This window comes from Blautia sp. BCRC 81119 (assembly GCF_003184505.1).
In the GTDB taxonomy this organism is placed as follows: Bacteria; Bacillota; Clostridia; order Lachnospirales; family Lachnospiraceae; genus Blautia_A; species Blautia_A fusiformis.
In genome coordinates this window covers 51,109-67,374 of sequence record NZ_QJHD01000002.1, presented here as the reverse complement: position 1 = coordinate 67,374, position 16,266 = coordinate 51,109, and the positions used below count along the sequence as shown (strand labels likewise).

The window sequence follows — 16,266 nt, the reverse complement described above, 5'->3', positions numbered from 1 at the left end:
TGGTCCTTTTTTCTGCTTATATCTGTAAAAACTCCAATCCGAAATAATGTTCCATCCATAGCCTGATGGTTTCTTCCGAATCGCTTATTTTCGTTTCAATGGATCCATCTTCCTTCTGGATTGTAAGAACATCCCCGGTCAGCGCAACACTTCCTTCCGGTCTGCAGATGCTCACCACTCTTTTTCTGGTAATTAATACATCTGGAGATTTTGCACAATAGAAATTCAGCAGTTCAAAATCTGCTTCTACTGTAGGAGTCTGTGAAAATCTGAGTATTGGCAGATATTTTTCTTCTTTCCTTCGTTCAACAAGTATCTCTCCGTTTGTATTTCCCGGCTTCATGTTAACACGGTACCATCCGTTTTTTTCTCTGTGGATACCATCCTTCATAAGAACCGGCTTCTTGGGTCCGGGACCTCCGTATCCTACATCACAGTAATAGCTTCCTTCCTCAAAAATAACAAGGGTTGCCCGGTGCAGGACCGGCGGAAGCTCTTCCCGGTTCCACAATATCCTTACCGCCACAGGGATCACACGGAAATCCAAAGCTTTCAGAAGCTCATAAAACAATTTATTCAGCTCAAAGCAATATCCGCCTCGTTTTCTGACAATGATCTTCTCATAAATATCTTCCGACCTCAGAGAAGGAATCCTTCCCTCGTCAAAAACTTCCAGATTTTCAAAGGGAATACTGCAAAGATGAAGGTCCATTATCTTTTCCAGACATTTTTTATCTGTTCTTAATTCACCCTCATATCCGATCCTGTTCAGATATGCCTCCCGTTCTCTGTCATTCATTTTTTCACTCCTGTTCTATTCAAGAAGATAACAGCTGGTATAGGCGATCGTACAGGGACCATAATAGTATTCCAGACCATTTGCCTGGCATACCTGTGTTACCAGCATTCCATAGGCTTCCATCGAAGAAAATGCCTGTTCGGGGAAACGGCATGGAGCATCCGGATATGTACACGTTTTACATTTTGTACAGCACCCGGCCCCTATGGGGAGCATGCCCGGCCATCTTTCTCTGAGCATTTTTTCAAATTCATAAAAATTCTGTTTATGAACCGCTTCGGTCTCCATCATCGTCTCTCCGTCCAAAGGATCCTCCAGTTTCCCCACTGTCTGGACAATAATGCCTTCCCTGTACTTTTCTATCTTTTTTCTGCATACTTCAAGATCTCCGCATCCGGGAGGACAGCTCCAGCGTTTTGCATACATATGGCAGGTATTATTTTTGCACATTTCCCTTACCTCCGGCATAAGCTGGATCGAATCGCTCTTCAGAAGTGCTACATAAGAAAATCCTGCCTTTTTTCCCATCTCTTCCAGTTCTTTTATATTAAGCATATCCATTCTCCTCGCATTACGGAAAGCATAAGCCATCCACAAAACAGTCCTGGAACTCCGGCGAAGCTGCCAGCTCCACAAAATCCATATTTTTGACAGTCCGATCCATTTCTTTTCTTTCCTCTTCATTCAGAAGCGCGATCCTTGCACCTTCGCCTGCCGCATTTCCCACCGGCTGTATCCTGGGCAGCAGTCCGGCCGGGAACATCCCGATCGCTGCCGCACTTTCCGGATTCATGTAATTGCCGAATGCACCGGCAAGATAGACCCGTTTAATATCCTTTTCTGTGATCTCCAGTCTTTTCATAAGAAGAAAGATTCCCGCTGCGATAGCCGCTTTTGCCAGCTGTACCTCTCCGATATCCTTCTGTGTCAGATAAACGCCCCTGTCATTTCCCGACTTTTCCGGAGGTACCAGCACAAACACTCCCGCCTTTTCCTGGCCGCTTTCCAGATGACCACTTTCATCAATAAAGCCAGCCAGGTACAGCTGTGCCACAAGATCGATCAGACCTGAACCGCATAAGCCTGCCGGAGCCTTATTTCCTATAGTCGTGTATTCCCATTTTCCATTTTTGTATACTACATGATCTACTGCTCCTGCTCCTCCACGCATCCCGCACTCGATCTTTGCACCTTCAAATGCCGGACCGGCAGCTGTTGAACAACAGGCTAATCTCGTTTTATTTCCAAGGACCATCTCCCCGTTCGTTCCAATATCGATCATAAGGCTGATCTCGTTCTGCTGATCCTGTCTGAGCGTCAAAATGCAGCCACAGGTATCTGCCCCTACATACCCGGCTATATCAGGCAGCATAAGCAGCTGCCCCTTTCTGTGGATATGGAGCCCATATTGCTCTGCATTCAGTGTAAGCCCCTGACTGATCGCCGGATTATACGGTGCATGGACCAGCGATGCCGGAGAAATCCCAAGAAAAAGATGATGCATGCAGGTATTTCCTACCACAGATACCTGACAGATATCTAATGTGCTTCTTCCTGCTTCCTCTGCCAGTTCCTGGAGCATTTCATCAACCGCATTCCGTATGCAGCCGGTCAGCTGCTCTACGCCATGCTCCAGAGCATGATCCGCCCGCATGATCACATCTGCTCCATACTGAGTCTGTGGGTTCATTCTACTCTTGAGAGCCAGCTGCTTCCCGGTCAATGCATCCATAAGATAGCCGACCACCGTCGTTGTACCTATATCAAAAGCCGCAAAACAGATTTTTTTCTCTTCTCTGCTGATATCCAGGATCTTATTTCCTGCACAGATCACATACCATTCTTCTGCTTCTTTTCTGCAGCCATAAAGCTTCGATGCAATTTCAGTATCAGGCAGAACAGGTTTTTCCACATCCAGCTGTTCTGTCAGCCGCTCCCATTCAGAGCGGTTGTCTCCTGTCTCCGGTTTCTTAAGAATCACTTTTTTCTGTTTCAGATCAGGCCTGAACGCAACCGGTCTCTGCATTCCTTCTGTAAGGATCTCCTCTTCCTGACATCCGGACAATGTATCTACTTCAAGGTCACTGTGGATTTCCGTCTGACATGCAAGCACCATGTGATCTTCTATTTTAACACGACATTTCCCGCACTTTCCCCGGCCTCCGCAAGGTGCATCAGGAACCAGCTTTGCTTTTCTTTCCGCCTCAAGGATCCTGGTACCCGGTTCCACCAGGATCTCCTTTTCCTCCCTAATAAATTTTATTCGGTACATTTTTATCCCTCCGATGGTCACTGTAAAGCAAAAGCCGCTCTGCCGTCTATGCCATGCACAGACAATACAGAGCGGCCTATTTTATTTTCCCTTATGCTGCCAAAGCTTTTGCAAGAACTGCTGCGCTTGCTGCATCTTCTGAATATCCATCTGCGCCGATCTCATCTGCAAACTCCTTCGTGATCGGTGCTCCTCCAACCATGATCTTAACATTGCTTCTGAAATCTTCCGCATTAAGTGCTGCAACTGTATCCTTCAGAGCCGGCATTGTAGTTGTGAGCAGCGCTGAAAGTGCAATTACCTTAACATCCGGATTTTCTTTGTAACATTCAATAACCTTCGATGCAGGTACATCAACACCGAGATCAATAACTTCAAAGCCGGCACTTTCGATCATCATTGCAACAAGATTCTTTCCGATATCATGAAGATCTCCTGCTACAGTAGCGATGATAAGTTTTCCCATACTTCCTGTAGCGCCGGATGCAAGATGTGGTTTCAGAACCTCAACACCCTTTTTCATTGCACGGGCTGCTACCAGCATTTCCGGAACAAAGATTTCTCCGTTCTTAAATCTTTCACCTACAACAGCCATTGCATCGATCATGCTGTTAAGAATCTCTGTTGCCTCACAGCCTTCATCAAGAGCTGACTGTACAGCTGCACCTACAAGTTTTGCTTTTCCTTTTTCTACCAATTCTGCTACTTCTGTGATTTTTGACATAATCAAACACCTCCGCTTTTTATTTTCTATCCGCATTCCGCATATGCGTTTTATTTATTTTTTTACAGGTCCGATCAGACCTTCTCTGTATGCTCCGATGTATTCCATACAGTAATCATCCAGACCAAGCAATGCCTCTGTTGCATATACAAGTCCAAGCATATCTCTGTTTGTAGGATCCATGATCGCACTGTCAAGGCCGGCATTCATTGCAAGTACCACAAATCCGAAATTGATAAGCTTACGTACCGGCAGATTGAAGGAAATGTTACTGATCGCCGCTGTAATGTGGATCATCGGATACTGTTTACGGACACTTGAAATTACTTCCACATTCATCGCAATACCATCTTCAGATGTACAGAGCATCTCAACCAATGGATCAATATGGATACGATCCGGTGAAATTCCGTACTCTTTCGCTTTTGCCATGATCTTGTCAAATACCTTCAGCCTGTCTTCCGCACTTTTGGGGATACCTGTATCATCGCTTAAAAGTGCGATAACCTGCCACCCTTTGTTTTCAGGCTGTGCCATGAGAGGAAAAATCTTATCGATCTTATCCCCTTCACCGGATACAGAGTTAAATATACCCGGTTTTCTGCAGAATTTGTAAGCTTCTGTAAGAACATCTGCGCTGGGACTGTCTACGGAAATCGGAAGATCTGTCACTTCCTGAATACAGTCGATCATCCATTTCAAGGTTTCTACTTCTTCTGCTTCCGGAACAGACGCGCAACAATCGATATAGCTTGCTCCTGAGTTTGCCTGAGCAAGTGCCCGCTGCTTGATGAATTCTGCATCTCTGTTTGAGATCGCCTCCGCCACAGAGGGGATGGATCCATTGATTTTTTCACCTATGATTATCATATTATTTATCCTCCCGTTAACATATTCTGGCCTGCATCAAGAATTGTTACTGTTCATTCCATTCTCAGTAACACGCTTCGCAGAATATTACCAATAAACAGTAACCAGGAATTCTTATTTCAGTTCCATGTCTTTTATATAATGATTGTATCAAAATAAATGCAAAAAACCAGCCGCATTTCATACCATAAACATTGCATTTATTCCTACATTTTGTAGGAATGTTTTTTAGGAAAGACCTTCGTAAGCAGCAATCTAAAATAAGCCCATAAATCATAGCCTTGTCTACGATTTATGAGCTTATGCTAACACTTATTTCATATTCCTTAAATTTCCCTGAAATCCGGTGTCCCGTACAGGTCATACGGAGTACTCTGGTATACGTAATAATTCAACCAGTTCGTATACAGGTTGTTGGCATGGGCCCTCCAGGTGAGGAGTGGTTTGTTGTTTGGATCGTCATCTTTGTAATAGTTCTTCGGGATTTCAATAGGCAGACCCTTGGCAAGGTCTCTTTTATATTCGCCATCCAAAGTCACGCGGTCGTATTCCGGATGTCCCATAACAAAGATTTTACGTCCTCCCTCTGCCATTGCAAGGAACAGACCAGCCTCTTCGCTTTCCGCCAGGACCGTAAGGTCTTTGCATGCATGGATATCTGCAATAGGAACTTCTGTGTGTCTGGAATGCGGCGCAAGAAATACATCATCAAAGCCCCGGACCAGCGGGATCTTACGGTTCAGTACCCTGTGCTGGAAAAGTCCGAACATTTTCTTATCCAGAGGTTTTTTCTCCAGGCCATAAAAATGATAAAGACTGGCCTGCGCTGCCCAACAGAGAAAGATCGTGGAAGTCACATGCTTCTCAGTCCAATCCATGATCTCAGTCAGCTCATTCCAGTAATCCACTTCCTCAAAAGGCATCTGCTCCACCGGTGCTCCTGTGATGATCATTCCATCAAATTTACGTTTCTTTATATCGGTGAATGTTTCATAAAACTTGTTCAGATGGCTGAGAGATGTATTCTTGGCTTCATGGCTCTCCACAGCCATAAATGTCACATCCACCTGCAGCGGTGTATTGGAAAGAGAACGCAGAAGCTGCAGCTCTGTTTCTTCTTTCAGCGGCATCAGATTCAGGATCAGAATATGGATCGGACGGATATCCTGGTGCATGGCACGTTTTTCGTCCATTACAAATATATTTTCTCTCTCCAGGATCTCCTTTACCGGAAGATCCCCCTGTGTTTTGATCGGCATTGTTTGCCCTCCTTATATATAAAGCGTCTCTTATAAAGGAGCCGCTCGGCTTTTTTCTTCAGATAAAAAGTATCTCCAGTCTGTACGGCCTTTACTGCACTCCGGCAAGTTTCCGAAAATCTTCTTCTGAAAGGATCGGAATCCCCAGTTCTCTTGCCTTTTTGTTTTTGGATGAATTGGACTGGATGTCGTTATTGATCAGATAATTGGTCTTTTTGGTAACTGAACCGGTAACCTTGCCTCCCAGGGATTCGATCAGCTCTTTGGCCTCACTTCGATTTCCAAAGTGCACCAGACTTCCTGTGATCACAAAATTCATTCCTTCAAAGATCTGTTCCTGTTTGGGACTGTCCTCCTGAATATGAAGAAATCTCATCAGATGATCCAGGCGGCGATTATTATCCTCATCTCTAAAATAAGCTACCAGATTTCCGGCAATGACCGGCCCGATGGTATCAATATCACTGACCTCTTCCAGACTGGCATGACGTATCCTGTCCAGATCATTGTCAAAATGACGGCAGATCACCTTTGCATTAGCCAAACCGATATTTGCGATCCCAAGACTGTAGATCACCCTTGGAAGTGTAGTCTCTTTCGCCCGTTCCAGACTTTCCATAAGATTATCATAGGATTTCTGCCCAAAGCCTTCCATTTCCACGATCTCATCTTTATACCGGCTGATCTCAAAAATATCGCCAAAGTCATGGATAAATCCCCTGGCAATAAATTTCTCCAGTGTTGCCTCGGAAAGTCCGTCGATATTCATGGCATCCCTGCTTGTAAAAAGCCCAAAGGATTTGATCTTCTTGGCCGGGCACCCCGGATTGACGCAGAAAAGACATTCCACATCGTTTTCTTTCTTCACTACCGTTTCCTGTCCGCAGGCCGGACAGGTATGCGGGATCGGTGCATTACCGCTTCCGGTCAGATTTTCCGCAATCTGAGGAATGATCATATTTGCTTTGTATACACGAATGGTATCTCCGATCCCCAGCTTCAGTTCCTTCATTATACTGATGTTATGCACACTGGCCCTGCTCACTGTGGTTCCTTCCAGTTCCACCGGCTCAAAAATTGCTACCGGATTGATCAGTCCGGTCCTGGACGGGCTCCACTCAATCTCCAGAAGTCTCGTATCACGCATCTCATCGGCCCATTTAAATGCCATGGCGTTCCTTGGAAACTTGGCCGTAGTTCCCAGAGATTCTCCGTAAGCAATATCATCATACAATGCCACAAGCCCATCTGACGGAAAATCATTGGTCGTAACTGCTTCCGCAAAGTAATCCATCGCTTCATCCAGAGTTTCCGCTGTGACTTTTCGATATTCCACAACTTCAAAACCCTGTTCATTCAGCCACCGAAACTGCACCTCCCTGGAATTCCGGAAATCCACGCCTTCCGCACTCACTAAAGAAAAAGCATAAAACCGTACGTTTCTCTTCGCTGTAATTTCGTTATTCAGCTGGCGGACAGAACCACTGCAGAGATTTCTGGGATTTTTGTATTTGGCATCTGCATCTCCGATGGTTTCGTTGATCTTTTCAAAATCCGAATAGGTAATGATGGCTTCTCCGCGAAGTACCAGTCTCCCTTTAAAAGAAATTTTCAGAGGTATGTTCTTAAATACTCTGGCATTATTGGTAATAACCTCTCCCACAATACCATTTCCTCTGGTAACTGCCTTTATAAGCTCTCCGTTTTCATAGGTAAGCACGATCGTTAAGCCATCCAGCTTCCAGGATAAAAGTGTAGGATGTTCCCCGATAAACTCTCTCAAAGCTTCTCTCTCTTTGGTCTTATCCAGAGACAGCATCGGTCTCTCATGTTCTTCCTTGGGGAGCTGCTCCACTGCCTCATATCCTACATTAACGGTTGGACTGTCTGCCAGAACGATCCCTGTTTCTTTCTCCAGTGCGCTCAGAGTGTCGTACAGGGCGTCGTACTCCACGTTGGACATGATCTCCCTGTCTTCCTGATAATAGGCCCTGGACGCTTCCCGGAGCTTTTCTCCCAGCTCTTTCATTTTTTTTATGGATGATTCGTTCATGGCTTCCTCCCGTCCTTTTTTCTGATTTTTCGGAGGAAAGCATCTCCTCCAGTTCTTTTCGTTCTTCCGGTCGGATCTCACGATATTTCCCCTCTTCCAGGCCATCAATATACAGATTCATGATCCGAACACGTTTAAGTGTTACGACTTTATATCCGAAATATTCACACATACGACGGATCTGGCGGTTCAGACCCTGGGTAAGGATGATACGAAAACTGTTTTTCCCTGTTTTTGTAACCTTGCAGGGACGTGTGACCGTATCAAGGATCGGCACTCCGCCGCCCATACCACGGATAAATTCTTCTGTCACCGGTTTATTCACGGTCACCTGATATTCCTTTTCATGGTAGTTCCCCGCCTTCATGATACGGTTCACCAGATCTCCTTCATTGGTAAGGAGAAGCAGTCCTTCGGAATCTTTATCCAGCCGTCCTATGGGATAGATCCGCACCGGATAATCCAGATATTCTGTTACTGTCATCTCATTCCGCTGTTGTCTGGTGCTGCAGACAATCCCTTTTGGTTTATGAAAAAGAAGCAGGATCTTTTTTTCCTGTTTTTTTACAGGCTTTCCGTCAATACAGATCTCCGCATCCGGAAGGATCTTCATTCCTGTGGGAACCAGTTCTCCATTAGCAGTAACTCTCCCCGCTTCTGTCAGTCGGTCTGCCTCTCTTCTTGAGCAGACTCCTATATCGCTTAAATATTTATTGATTCTGATTTTTTCGTCCATTGTTCTATTATATATTTTTTCCCACGTGTTCGCAACCGGTTATTTTTCTTGTATTTTCTTTCTCATTATTGTATGATAAACAGAAATATACTTAAATATCAGGAGGAAAAACATGTCAGAGCATACTCCACGTATGAACCGGCTGCTGATCTTTGTCGCTGTTTTCCTGTGTCTGATCTGCGGTATTCTCTTTACCCAGTCATCGGCCGGTCCTTTTGAAAGCAGCAGTACTTCCGTAGTTTCCATAAATACCAGCGATATTTCGGCCATTGAACCAAGTTCAGATCGCGATCACCATACAGATGCATGGATATCTTCCGGCGCTCCTTCACCTTCCGCCACACCGTCTCCTGTTCCCACAGAGATTCCCGAAACAGAAAAGGTTTCGCCAGAGGCAGAAAACGGAGTCTGGACACCGGATGGCACCAACTGGAAATTTATGGTTGACGGAACCGCCTATACCGGATGGCTTACCGACACAGATGGTCATCGATATTATTTCAATAAGGACGGAATCATGCAGACCGGCTGGATCACCCTAGGCAAAAAACGTTATTATCTGGACGAAGACGGAATCATGCAGACCGGAACCATCACCGTAAATGGAAAAAAATACACATTGGCAGCAGACGGTTCACTCAAAAAATGATCTTTCGTTATATCAGAGCAACAAAAATGCAGGTTCTTCCGGAACCTGCATTTTATTAACCCTTATTATTCTAACAGACCACTATAAACATAACCGGTCTGTCCATCATAATCAACCTGTATCCAGTCGCCTTCCTGCCCTTTCTTTTCAACTTCCGTTCCTGCAGAAAAACCACCGATAACCTCACCCTCTGAATCTGCGGAAGCACGAACATTACAATCCTCTGTAACTGTAAGCATTGTTCCTGCATCTGCGGAAGCACTGGCATCTTCACCAAGGCCCTGAAGGAATTCTGCCAGAGAGGGATCACTCTCCTGCGCAGCTTCATAGTCCGTCTTTACCTTTGTGATAAGCTCCTGCACATCCTTCTCAGATTCCAGTTTTTTCACATAGGCACTGATATCTGCATCGTCATCAGCACCACCTTTGATCTTCAGATTGCCGTCACTGCCCGTCTCCACATAAAACTGGCTCAGTGCCGGAACCGGAGTCTCAATTCCAGTACAGATATAATTAAAGACTACATAAACGACATACGAATCGTCCGTCAGTCCCTTCTTAGCGTAAACATTCTGTACCTCATACCCATCAATATAATCCCTTGAATTAATCTGCGACTCGTCAGCCGGCGTAAATCCGTCCTCAATCGTCTTAAGTGTTGCAATGTCTTTTTCCCCAAAAGCTTTATAATAGCTCTGAATCAGCTCGGTTACTTCCGTGCTGGCTTTTTCCATGGTTGTCTCCGCATCCGTATCTGCCGCGGAACTGGCGTCTTTCTTCTCGTCTGTCTCCCCATCATTTGCCGGAGAAGAAGGATCATTTTCCTGGTTACTTTGGGCTGTTGTCTGATCTTTATTGGAATTCCCCTTCTTACCTCCAACACAGGCGCGGACGCCAAAGATCAGAACAAGCACGATCACCAGAATGGCTCCGCCTAACATAAAATAGCGAAGGTTATCTGATAACCATTCTCTGAAATCATCCAAGTTCTTGTCCTCCTTATCATAACAACACGCCGGAACAATTCCCACTGTTCCGGGTAACACACCTGAAGGGAATCGAACCCCCGCACATGGTACCGGAAACCACTGCTCTATCCACTGAGCTACAGGTGCATAATGAAAAACATAACTTCTAAATTCAGGTATGAAATTATCAAAGTAGGTTTACACTGTTTATGATTTTAACACAAATCCATGAAATTGTAAAGATTTTTTTAAACAGTACATATTCATCACACATTTTATGGTTGCTGTTCACTCCGTTCTCCGTATCATTTTACGCACTTTAGTCATTTTTCCAGGCCAGAAGGGCGAACACATTCACCCTTCAAACCTGTATACCACATATTTTTCTGTCTGTGCAATAGGGGTACATCCTGCCTGACGGATATAGTCATGATTTGTAAGATCTACCGGAAGAACGAGATAATCGGTTTCCGTTCTTTTCAATACCTGCCGGAACTTATCGATCCCTACATCCATCTGATAACTGATCACATCCATGATCACTTTCTGGATCTGGTAGGCCTTGCTGTTTTCGTAGTTTCCTACCACAGTACTTCCTGCACGATACAGGATAAAATTACGATCCAGAACAAGAATCAGTGACGGATCATACTGTCTAGCCACCAGATTCAGCTCATTGTCAAAAACAACCTTGGGTTGTTCTTTATCGCAGTCCTGATGGATCACATCGCATACTGAGCGCAGCTCATTCGGGACTTTATAGATGTTTTCCGCCATCACATAATCTTTTGCAATGCCGGGAACAGGTGTCCCCGTAGTGACGATCACTGCCGCAAGGATCAGCGCTGTTACAGCCTTCAGCCATCGAAACCTTACCGCTTCTACGATCCGTACAGCATAATAGGCAGCACCCGGGATCACCGGAAGGATCCAGATAAAGCGATAATATTCACTTTCAAAATGTACCTTTGGTATCACATATTTTACAAGAACCGGATTATATACCGTAAGTGCCAGAAAGACTAGATAATACAGGAATACTCTAGATTCTTTTCTCCTGCGGTAAAAAATATCCCAGAGTATACCTGCCAGAAAAAATACAGGCAGCATACAGCCACTCCAGTAATTTTCCATACAGATCTGCACAAAACGCAGTCCCAGTTCTTCGATCGTTACTCCCGCCATTTTCTTCTCCTATCCATAGTATCTTCCCAGTTTCCTATGATGCCGGAAATGCGATCCATCCAAGCTTCGCCGAAAAATAAACCAGGGCATACAAAAATCCCGGCAGCATACAAAGCGCATAGGGAATCGCGTAGGAAAGCTTTTTCTTCAGCACCATCACCGGAAGGATCGCCGTACTGACTACCGCAGGATAAATAAGGGAGGATCCTGAAAACGTCAACGCACTGACTGCAGCAATGAAAAGCAGCACCCAGCTCTCTTTATTTCTGCCATCTTTGTTGAGCCAGAGCCGTATACTTACCAGAAGCGCTGCCGGGATAGAAATATTTGCCAGCAGGGCCTTCCCTTCATAAACCCGCATAAACGCAAAGGTTCCTGTTGTATAGATAGAAAAAGAAAACAATTGCATCAGACACACAAAAAGAACCATCAGGTCTGCTTTTTTTTCATCTCCACGAAAAAAGCTTTTTCCGATCTGGTAGATCAGAAGATTGATCATCAGCATGTTGATCACAGACATCACGACCTTGGACTGAACGATCGGGTGGATGCCCAGAAGGACACACCACACCGCATTGTTCATCGGATATGCTGAAAGATCATAGCGGAGATTAAAATTTCTCTGGATAACACCGGTAAGCGGACTGTATCGAGCAAGAGTGTCTGTATACACGGAAGTGCTTACTGCGCCAATATAATGTGTTGCATCTGCAGTAACGTCCTGATATGCAGCCACTAGAAAACACTGCAGGATCACTGCCGCAGCGATCAAAAGCAGCAGCAGTGAATGCTTCCGAAATGTTTCTCCTATCCGGTCCAGCTGTCCCTTCCAAAGTTTATGCGAAAACAGACATGCTGCCAGTACACAAGCTGCCATGATCACCATCCACAGATACGAAAAGGTACTCAGTTTTACCCATTTCAGTGTCATAGGAACTGCAAGTATCTCAAAAACCGCAAAATACAAAAGATATCCCAAGACCAGTTCCATGGTTACTTCCGTCTTCATTTTCAGTATCCGTGTCAGCAGACTTCCTGCACAGAAAAATACCAGCAGCTCCAGGATCAGTCCGGCAATTGCCAGTATCAGCTCCTGCATTTCACACCTTCTCTCCGGCTTCTCTGGCAAGGATTCCCATTGCAACCTTCTCCGGAGTGATCGGGAGCTCTCTGACACGTACACCTGTTGCATTATAAACCGCATTGGCAATAGCCGGACAAGGTGTATCGATCACAAGTTCACCAATGGATTTTGCACCGAAAGGACCTGTCTTCTCGTAGCTGCTCTCAAACTCGATCCGCACCTTCGGAATATCCATACGGTTGGGGATCTTATACTGCATAAAAGAATTGTTACGGATCTTTCCCTTATCTGTATACTGCACATCCTCATACAGAACCATTCCGATTCCCTGACCGATACCGCCTTCTGCCTGCACTCTGGCAAGATTTGGATTGATCGGAGTTCCACAGTCGATCACGCCCACATAATCAATGACATCGATCTGTCCGGTCTCTTTATCGACCTCCACTTCAGCGGCACCTACCATAAACGGTGGCGGAGAGATCGGAGAAGAATATTCTTTTACAACCTGAAGCTCACTGCAGACTCCACAGGTCGCTTTTCCTGCGATCTGCTGCAGCGTTACCTCTTTTCCGTCTTCTGTGCGGACTTTTTCTCCGTCAAAATCAGAATCCTCTGCAGATACTCCAAGCATCTGTGCGCCAAAAGCGTGGATTCTCTTTCTGAGTTCTCCGCAGGCCTGGATCACGGCATTTCCAGTTGCATAGGTTGTGGAAGATGCATAAGAACCGGAATCATAGGGAGAAATATCTGTATCCACACTGAATACCACGATATTTTTCATATCTGTATCCAGACAGTCTGCTGCCATCTGAGCAAGAATGGTATCACAGCCGGTTCCCATATCAGAACATCCAAGTGCCAGGGTATAGGAACCATCCTCATTTAATTTAATGTCTGCTCCGCCGACATCGATCCCTGCAATAGATGAGCCCTGCATGGCCATAGCGATACCGACACCCCGTACTTTGCCGTTACCCATATCACGGAACGGATATTTCTCATCCCATCCGATCATTTCCTTTGCACGGGCGAGGCATTTATCCATGGTACAGCTGCCGTTGATCGGTACATCCGGATATCCCGGAAGTGCCTCTCCCTCCATAGGCATGTTCAGCTCGCGGAATTTTACCGGATCCATCCCCATCTTATGAGCCAGCTCATCTGCTGCGGACTCCACAGCAAAAATACCCTGTGTGGCACCATAGCCACGATAAGCGCCAGCTGCCTGCATATTGGTGTAAACAACATCATAGGCAAAACGGTAGGCTTCCGTATGACGATACAGCGCAATGGATTTATGGCCTGAAAGTCCTACGGTTGTAGGCCCATGCTCTCCATAGGCACCGGTGTTGGAAAGAGTATAAAGATCGATTGCCTTTACAATACCGTTTTCGTCTGCACCCATACGGATATGGACTTCCATCTCATGACGCGGAGAAGACGCGATCATAGATTCCTTTCTGGAAAAAACGATCTTGGACGGACGCCCGGTAACCCATGTTACCAGTGCCGGGAAAACCTCACTGACAGAAGACTGTTTTGCACCAAAGCCCCCGCCGATACGAGGCTTGATCACACGAACTTTGGAAGACGGAATGTTCAGCGCATTTCCTACGATCCTTCGGATATGGAACGGGATCTGAGTGGAAGAAACCACCGTCAGTCTCTGAAAATGGTCCATATAACAGTAGGTACGGAAGGTCTCCATCATGGTCTGCTGATTTGCCTTTGTGTGGTAAACCTGATCTACTGTATACGCACATTTTTCCAGCATGGCATCCACATCACCCACTTCTTCTACATTGGAGGAACAGAGATTACGCTTATTATCTCCGCCGGCCGGGATCGGCATATACCAGTCATCCTCCGGGTGCACCAGAATGGGATTATCCTTGGCTGTGTGGATATCCAGAACTGCTTCCTCCACACGATATTTTACCTTAATGCGTTTCAGGGCTTTATCTACTGCCTCTTCTGTCTCACCGGCTACGATGGCAACCGGATCCCCTACAAAACGCACATGCTTATCTATGATATAGCGATCCCATGGACTGATCTCCGGCGCTGTCTGCCCGGCCAGGGTAAATCTTTTGTGGGAAACATCCTCATAGGTCAGAACACAGGCAATCCCCTCGATCTTCTTTGCAGCATCTGTCTTGATCTCTTCCACCCAGGCATTGGCATGAGGACTTCTTAAGAGCTTGACGATCAGACAGTCAGAAGGTGCAAGATCATCGGTATAGACCGGTTTTCCGGTTACCAGCGACATTGCATCTGTTTTTGGCACCGGCTTGTTTACGTATTTCATTTTCCTTCCTCCTGTCCTTTTTTATAGTCGAGAAATTTCAGGATACTTCTGGTCTGTCCCACAAATCCCGAACAACGGCACAGATTTCCGGAAAGATACTCCAGGATATCCTCTTCTGTGGGATCTTCCAGTTCCTTTAACATGGCAAATACATTCATGATAAATCCCGGATTGCAGAATCCGCACTGCTCTGCTCCCTCATTTGCCATAAAAGCGCCGAATTCCTTTGCTTCCTCCTGCATTCCCTCCAGAGTCACGATCCGTTTCCCGTCTGCGCGGGCAGCCAGCATGGAGCAGGACAGTACCGGACGTTCATCCATCAGCACAGTACAGAGACCACAGTTTGCAGTCTCACAGCCACGTTTTACGCTGTAACAGCTGTTTTTCCGCAGGAAATCCAGAAGCAGTTCATCCGGACGTACCTCTGCCTGCCGTTTTACACCATTCAGCCAGAAAGTGATATTCATTCTGCTCTCCCTCCGATCTCTTCCCAGGCTCTTCTTGTAAGGACTTTCACAAGAAGACTTCTGTATTCTTTTGAAGCACGCATGTTCTTGTCTGTAGAAACATGTTCCGCTGCATATGCGGCAAAAGATGCTGCTGCATCCTTTTTCTGCTGTGCATTCATCTGTACAAAATCTTTTAAGATTTCCTCTTCATCTTCCACGATCATTGCTTTTCCGGGTCTGGCCCCAATGACAGTTCTTGCTTTTCCGTCAATAAGAGCGGCCGCACAGGTGAGCACAGGAAAATCTGTGGAATTGTTCCGCTGACTTAAGTACACACTGTTCAGCGGCTGTTTTTTTACAATGATATTTACCAGGATATCGTTATCCTTTTCCATGGATGCAAACTGTGCCAGCGGAATGGTTCCGCCATTGTACAGCTCCACCCAGGTATCCAGTGCCAGAAACATGGTCAGTACATCGGAAAATCCGAATCTTCCGAAAATACTTCCGCCCACTGTGGCACAGTTTCGAAACTGCACACCCACAATGTGCCGTACACTTTCACGGATAGCACTGTTTGTATAGGCATTCAGCTCTTTGTGGGTTTCCAGCGCATGAAGTGGTGTCATACAGCCGATCACAAATGCTTCTTCTGTTTCTGTAATAGTATCCAGCCCAAGACCTGACAGATCAATGGCTGTCATGATGTTCCGGTTTCCCATTTTCAGCCAGACCATACCGCCCAGCACACAGGCTGTTCTTTTCTGGTTCAGTTCATATGCCTGTTCAAGGCTTTCTGCCTTTACGTAATTCTTTATCTTCAGCATACTTTATTCCCTTCTGAATTCTCATTCTCTTTCTTTACGGCTGTTTTTTCAGCCGAACATTTATTTTAACAGACTGTCAG

General features: G+C 45.7%; 14 protein-coding genes, 1 tRNA gene and 1 pseudogene. 1 reads left to right on the top strand and 15 read right to left on the bottom strand.

The window, feature by feature from the left end:
• Nucleotides 1–16 precede the first annotated feature (16 nt).
• From DMI82_RS01365 to DMI82_RS01330, 8 genes and pseudogenes are all read right to left on the bottom strand, one after another.
• A complete protein-coding gene (locus DMI82_RS01365) occupies nucleotides 17–799 on the bottom strand; it encodes an arylamine N-acetyltransferase family protein (protein WP_021650844.1) in 783 nt (260 codons plus the stop codon).
• Between the two features lie 15 nt (nucleotides 800–814).
• Complete coding sequence (locus DMI82_RS01360) at nucleotides 815–1,354, bottom strand: DUF2284 domain-containing protein (protein ID WP_110102179.1); 540 nt, start codon at nucleotides 1,352–1,354, stop codon at nucleotides 815–817.
• A gap of 16 nt (nucleotides 1,355–1,370) precedes the next feature.
• Nucleotides 1,371–3,071 (bottom strand): ASKHA domain-containing protein, encoded by a 1,701-nt coding sequence (locus tag DMI82_RS01355; protein WP_227573805.1) that lies wholly within the window; start codon nucleotides 3,069–3,071, stop codon nucleotides 1,371–1,373.
• Between the two features lie 91 nt (nucleotides 3,072–3,162).
• On the bottom strand, nucleotides 3,163–3,795 hold the full coding sequence (locus DMI82_RS01350) for a corrinoid protein (protein WP_015524728.1): 633 nt from the start codon (nucleotides 3,793–3,795) through the stop codon (nucleotides 3,163–3,165).
• Nucleotides 3,796–3,849: 54 nt separating this feature from the next.
• Nucleotides 3,850–4,665 (bottom strand): methyltetrahydrofolate cobalamin methyltransferase, encoded by an 816-nt coding sequence (locus DMI82_RS01345; RefSeq protein ID WP_110102177.1) that lies wholly within the window; start codon nucleotides 4,663–4,665, stop codon nucleotides 3,850–3,852.
• A gap of 326 nt (nucleotides 4,666–4,991) precedes the next feature.
• A complete protein-coding gene (gene metA / locus DMI82_RS01340) occupies nucleotides 4,992–5,924 on the bottom strand; it encodes a homoserine O-acetyltransferase MetA (protein WP_015524726.1) in 933 nt (310 codons plus the stop codon).
• A gap of 91 nt (nucleotides 5,925–6,015) precedes the next feature.
• Nucleotides 6,016–7,977 (bottom strand): NAD-dependent DNA ligase LigA, encoded by a 1,962-nt coding sequence (gene ligA, locus DMI82_RS01335; protein ID WP_110102176.1) that lies wholly within the window; start codon nucleotides 7,975–7,977, stop codon nucleotides 6,016–6,018.
• 85 nt (nucleotides 7,978–8,062) lie between these two features.
• A pseudogene (locus DMI82_RS01330) lies at nucleotides 8,063–8,713 on the bottom strand (pseudouridine synthase); the annotation flags it as partial.
• Between the two features lie 112 nt (nucleotides 8,714–8,825).
• On the opposite strand from DMI82_RS01330, the gene DMI82_RS01325 reads away from it, so the two are divergent.
• Nucleotides 8,826–9,362, top strand: a complete 537-nt coding sequence (locus tag DMI82_RS01325; RefSeq protein ID WP_110102174.1) for an N-acetylmuramoyl-L-alanine amidase family protein — start codon at nucleotides 8,826–8,828, stop codon at nucleotides 9,360–9,362.
• A gap of 65 nt (nucleotides 9,363–9,427) precedes the next feature.
• On the opposite strand, the gene DMI82_RS01320 is transcribed toward DMI82_RS01325, so the two are convergent.
• The 7 genes from DMI82_RS01320 to DMI82_RS01290 all read right to left on the bottom strand — a co-directional run bounded on the left by DMI82_RS01320 (nucleotide 9,428) and on the right by DMI82_RS01290 (nucleotide 16,186).
• Nucleotides 9,428–10,348 carry an SH3 domain-containing protein gene (locus DMI82_RS01320; protein ID WP_022426066.1) on the bottom strand — a complete coding sequence of 307 codons (921 nt, stop codon included), beginning with the start codon at nucleotides 10,346–10,348 and terminating at the stop codon, nucleotides 9,428–9,430.
• Between the two features lie 57 nt (nucleotides 10,349–10,405).
• Nucleotides 10,406–10,477 (bottom strand) — tRNA-Arg (locus DMI82_RS01315).
• Between the two features lie 207 nt (nucleotides 10,478–10,684).
• Complete coding sequence (locus tag DMI82_RS01310; protein ID WP_021650909.1) at nucleotides 10,685–11,515, bottom strand: hypothetical protein; 831 nt, start codon at nucleotides 11,513–11,515, stop codon at nucleotides 10,685–10,687.
• A 34-nt stretch (nucleotides 11,516–11,549) separates the two neighbouring features.
• Nucleotides 11,550–12,614 carry a DUF6077 domain-containing protein gene (locus tag DMI82_RS01305; RefSeq protein ID WP_021650910.1) on the bottom strand — a complete coding sequence of 355 codons (1,065 nt, stop codon included), beginning with the start codon at nucleotides 12,612–12,614 and terminating at the stop codon, nucleotides 11,550–11,552.
• Between the two features lies 1 nt (nucleotide 12,615).
• The gene (locus DMI82_RS01300; RefSeq protein ID WP_110102172.1) at nucleotides 12,616–14,910 is read right to left on the bottom strand and encodes a xanthine dehydrogenase family protein molybdopterin-binding subunit; all 2,295 of its coding nucleotides are present in this window, start codon (nucleotides 14,908–14,910) and stop codon (nucleotides 12,616–12,618) included.
• A complete protein-coding gene (locus DMI82_RS01295; protein ID WP_015524717.1) occupies nucleotides 14,907–15,377 on the bottom strand; it encodes a (2Fe-2S)-binding protein in 471 nt (156 codons plus the stop codon). Before DMI82_RS01295 ends, DMI82_RS01300 begins: the two co-directional genes overlap by 4 nt.
• Nucleotides 15,374–16,186, bottom strand: coding sequence for an FAD binding domain-containing protein (locus DMI82_RS01290; protein WP_022426069.1), 813 nt, complete (start codon nucleotides 16,184–16,186; stop codon nucleotides 15,374–15,376). Before DMI82_RS01290 ends, DMI82_RS01295 begins: the two co-directional genes overlap by 4 nt.
• Nucleotides 16,187–16,266 lie beyond the last annotated feature (80 nt).

What these genes read in the sequence shown, in the direction of transcription:
- DMI82_RS01300 (WP_110102172.1), bottom strand. Translation starts at nt 14,910, where the DNA reads ATGAAATACGTAAACAAGCCGGTGCCAAAAACAGATGCAATGTCGCTG.
- DMI82_RS01365 (WP_021650844.1), bottom strand. Translation starts at nt 799, where the DNA reads ATGAATGACAGAGAACGGGAGGCATATCTGAACAGGATCGGATATGAG.
- DMI82_RS01360 (WP_110102179.1), bottom strand. Translation starts at nt 1,354, where the DNA reads ATGCTTAATATAAAAGAACTGGAAGAGATGGGAAAAAAGGCAGGATTT.
- DMI82_RS01310 (WP_021650909.1), bottom strand. Translation starts at nt 11,515, where the DNA reads ATGGCGGGAGTAACGATCGAAGAACTGGGACTGCGTTTTGTGCAGATC.
- DMI82_RS01345 (WP_110102177.1), bottom strand. Translation starts at nt 4,665, where the DNA reads ATGATAATCATAGGTGAAAAAATCAATGGATCCATCCCCTCTGTGGCG.
- DMI82_RS01355 (WP_227573805.1), bottom strand. Translation starts at nt 3,071, where the DNA reads ATGTACCGAATAAAATTTATTAGGGAGGAAAAGGAGATCCTGGTGGAA.
- DMI82_RS01295 (WP_015524717.1), bottom strand. Translation starts at nt 15,377, where the DNA reads ATGAATATCACTTTCTGGCTGAATGGTGTAAAACGGCAGGCAGAGGTA.
- ligA (WP_110102176.1), bottom strand. Translation starts at nt 7,977, where the DNA reads ATGAACGAATCATCCATAAAAAAAATGAAAGAGCTGGGAGAAAAGCTC.
- metA (WP_015524726.1), bottom strand. Translation starts at nt 5,924, where the DNA reads ATGCCGATCAAAACACAGGGGGATCTTCCGGTAAAGGAGATCCTGGAG.
- DMI82_RS01325 (WP_110102174.1), top strand. Translation starts at nt 8,826, where the DNA reads ATGTCAGAGCATACTCCACGTATGAACCGGCTGCTGATCTTTGTCGCT.
- DMI82_RS01290 (WP_022426069.1), bottom strand. Translation starts at nt 16,186, where the DNA reads ATGCTGAAGATAAAGAATTACGTAAAGGCAGAAAGCCTTGAACAGGCA.
- DMI82_RS01350 (WP_015524728.1), bottom strand. Translation starts at nt 3,795, where the DNA reads ATGTCAAAAATCACAGAAGTAGCAGAATTGGTAGAAAAAGGAAAAGCA.
- DMI82_RS01305 (WP_021650910.1), bottom strand. Translation starts at nt 12,614, where the DNA reads ATGCAGGAGCTGATACTGGCAATTGCCGGACTGATCCTGGAGCTGCTG.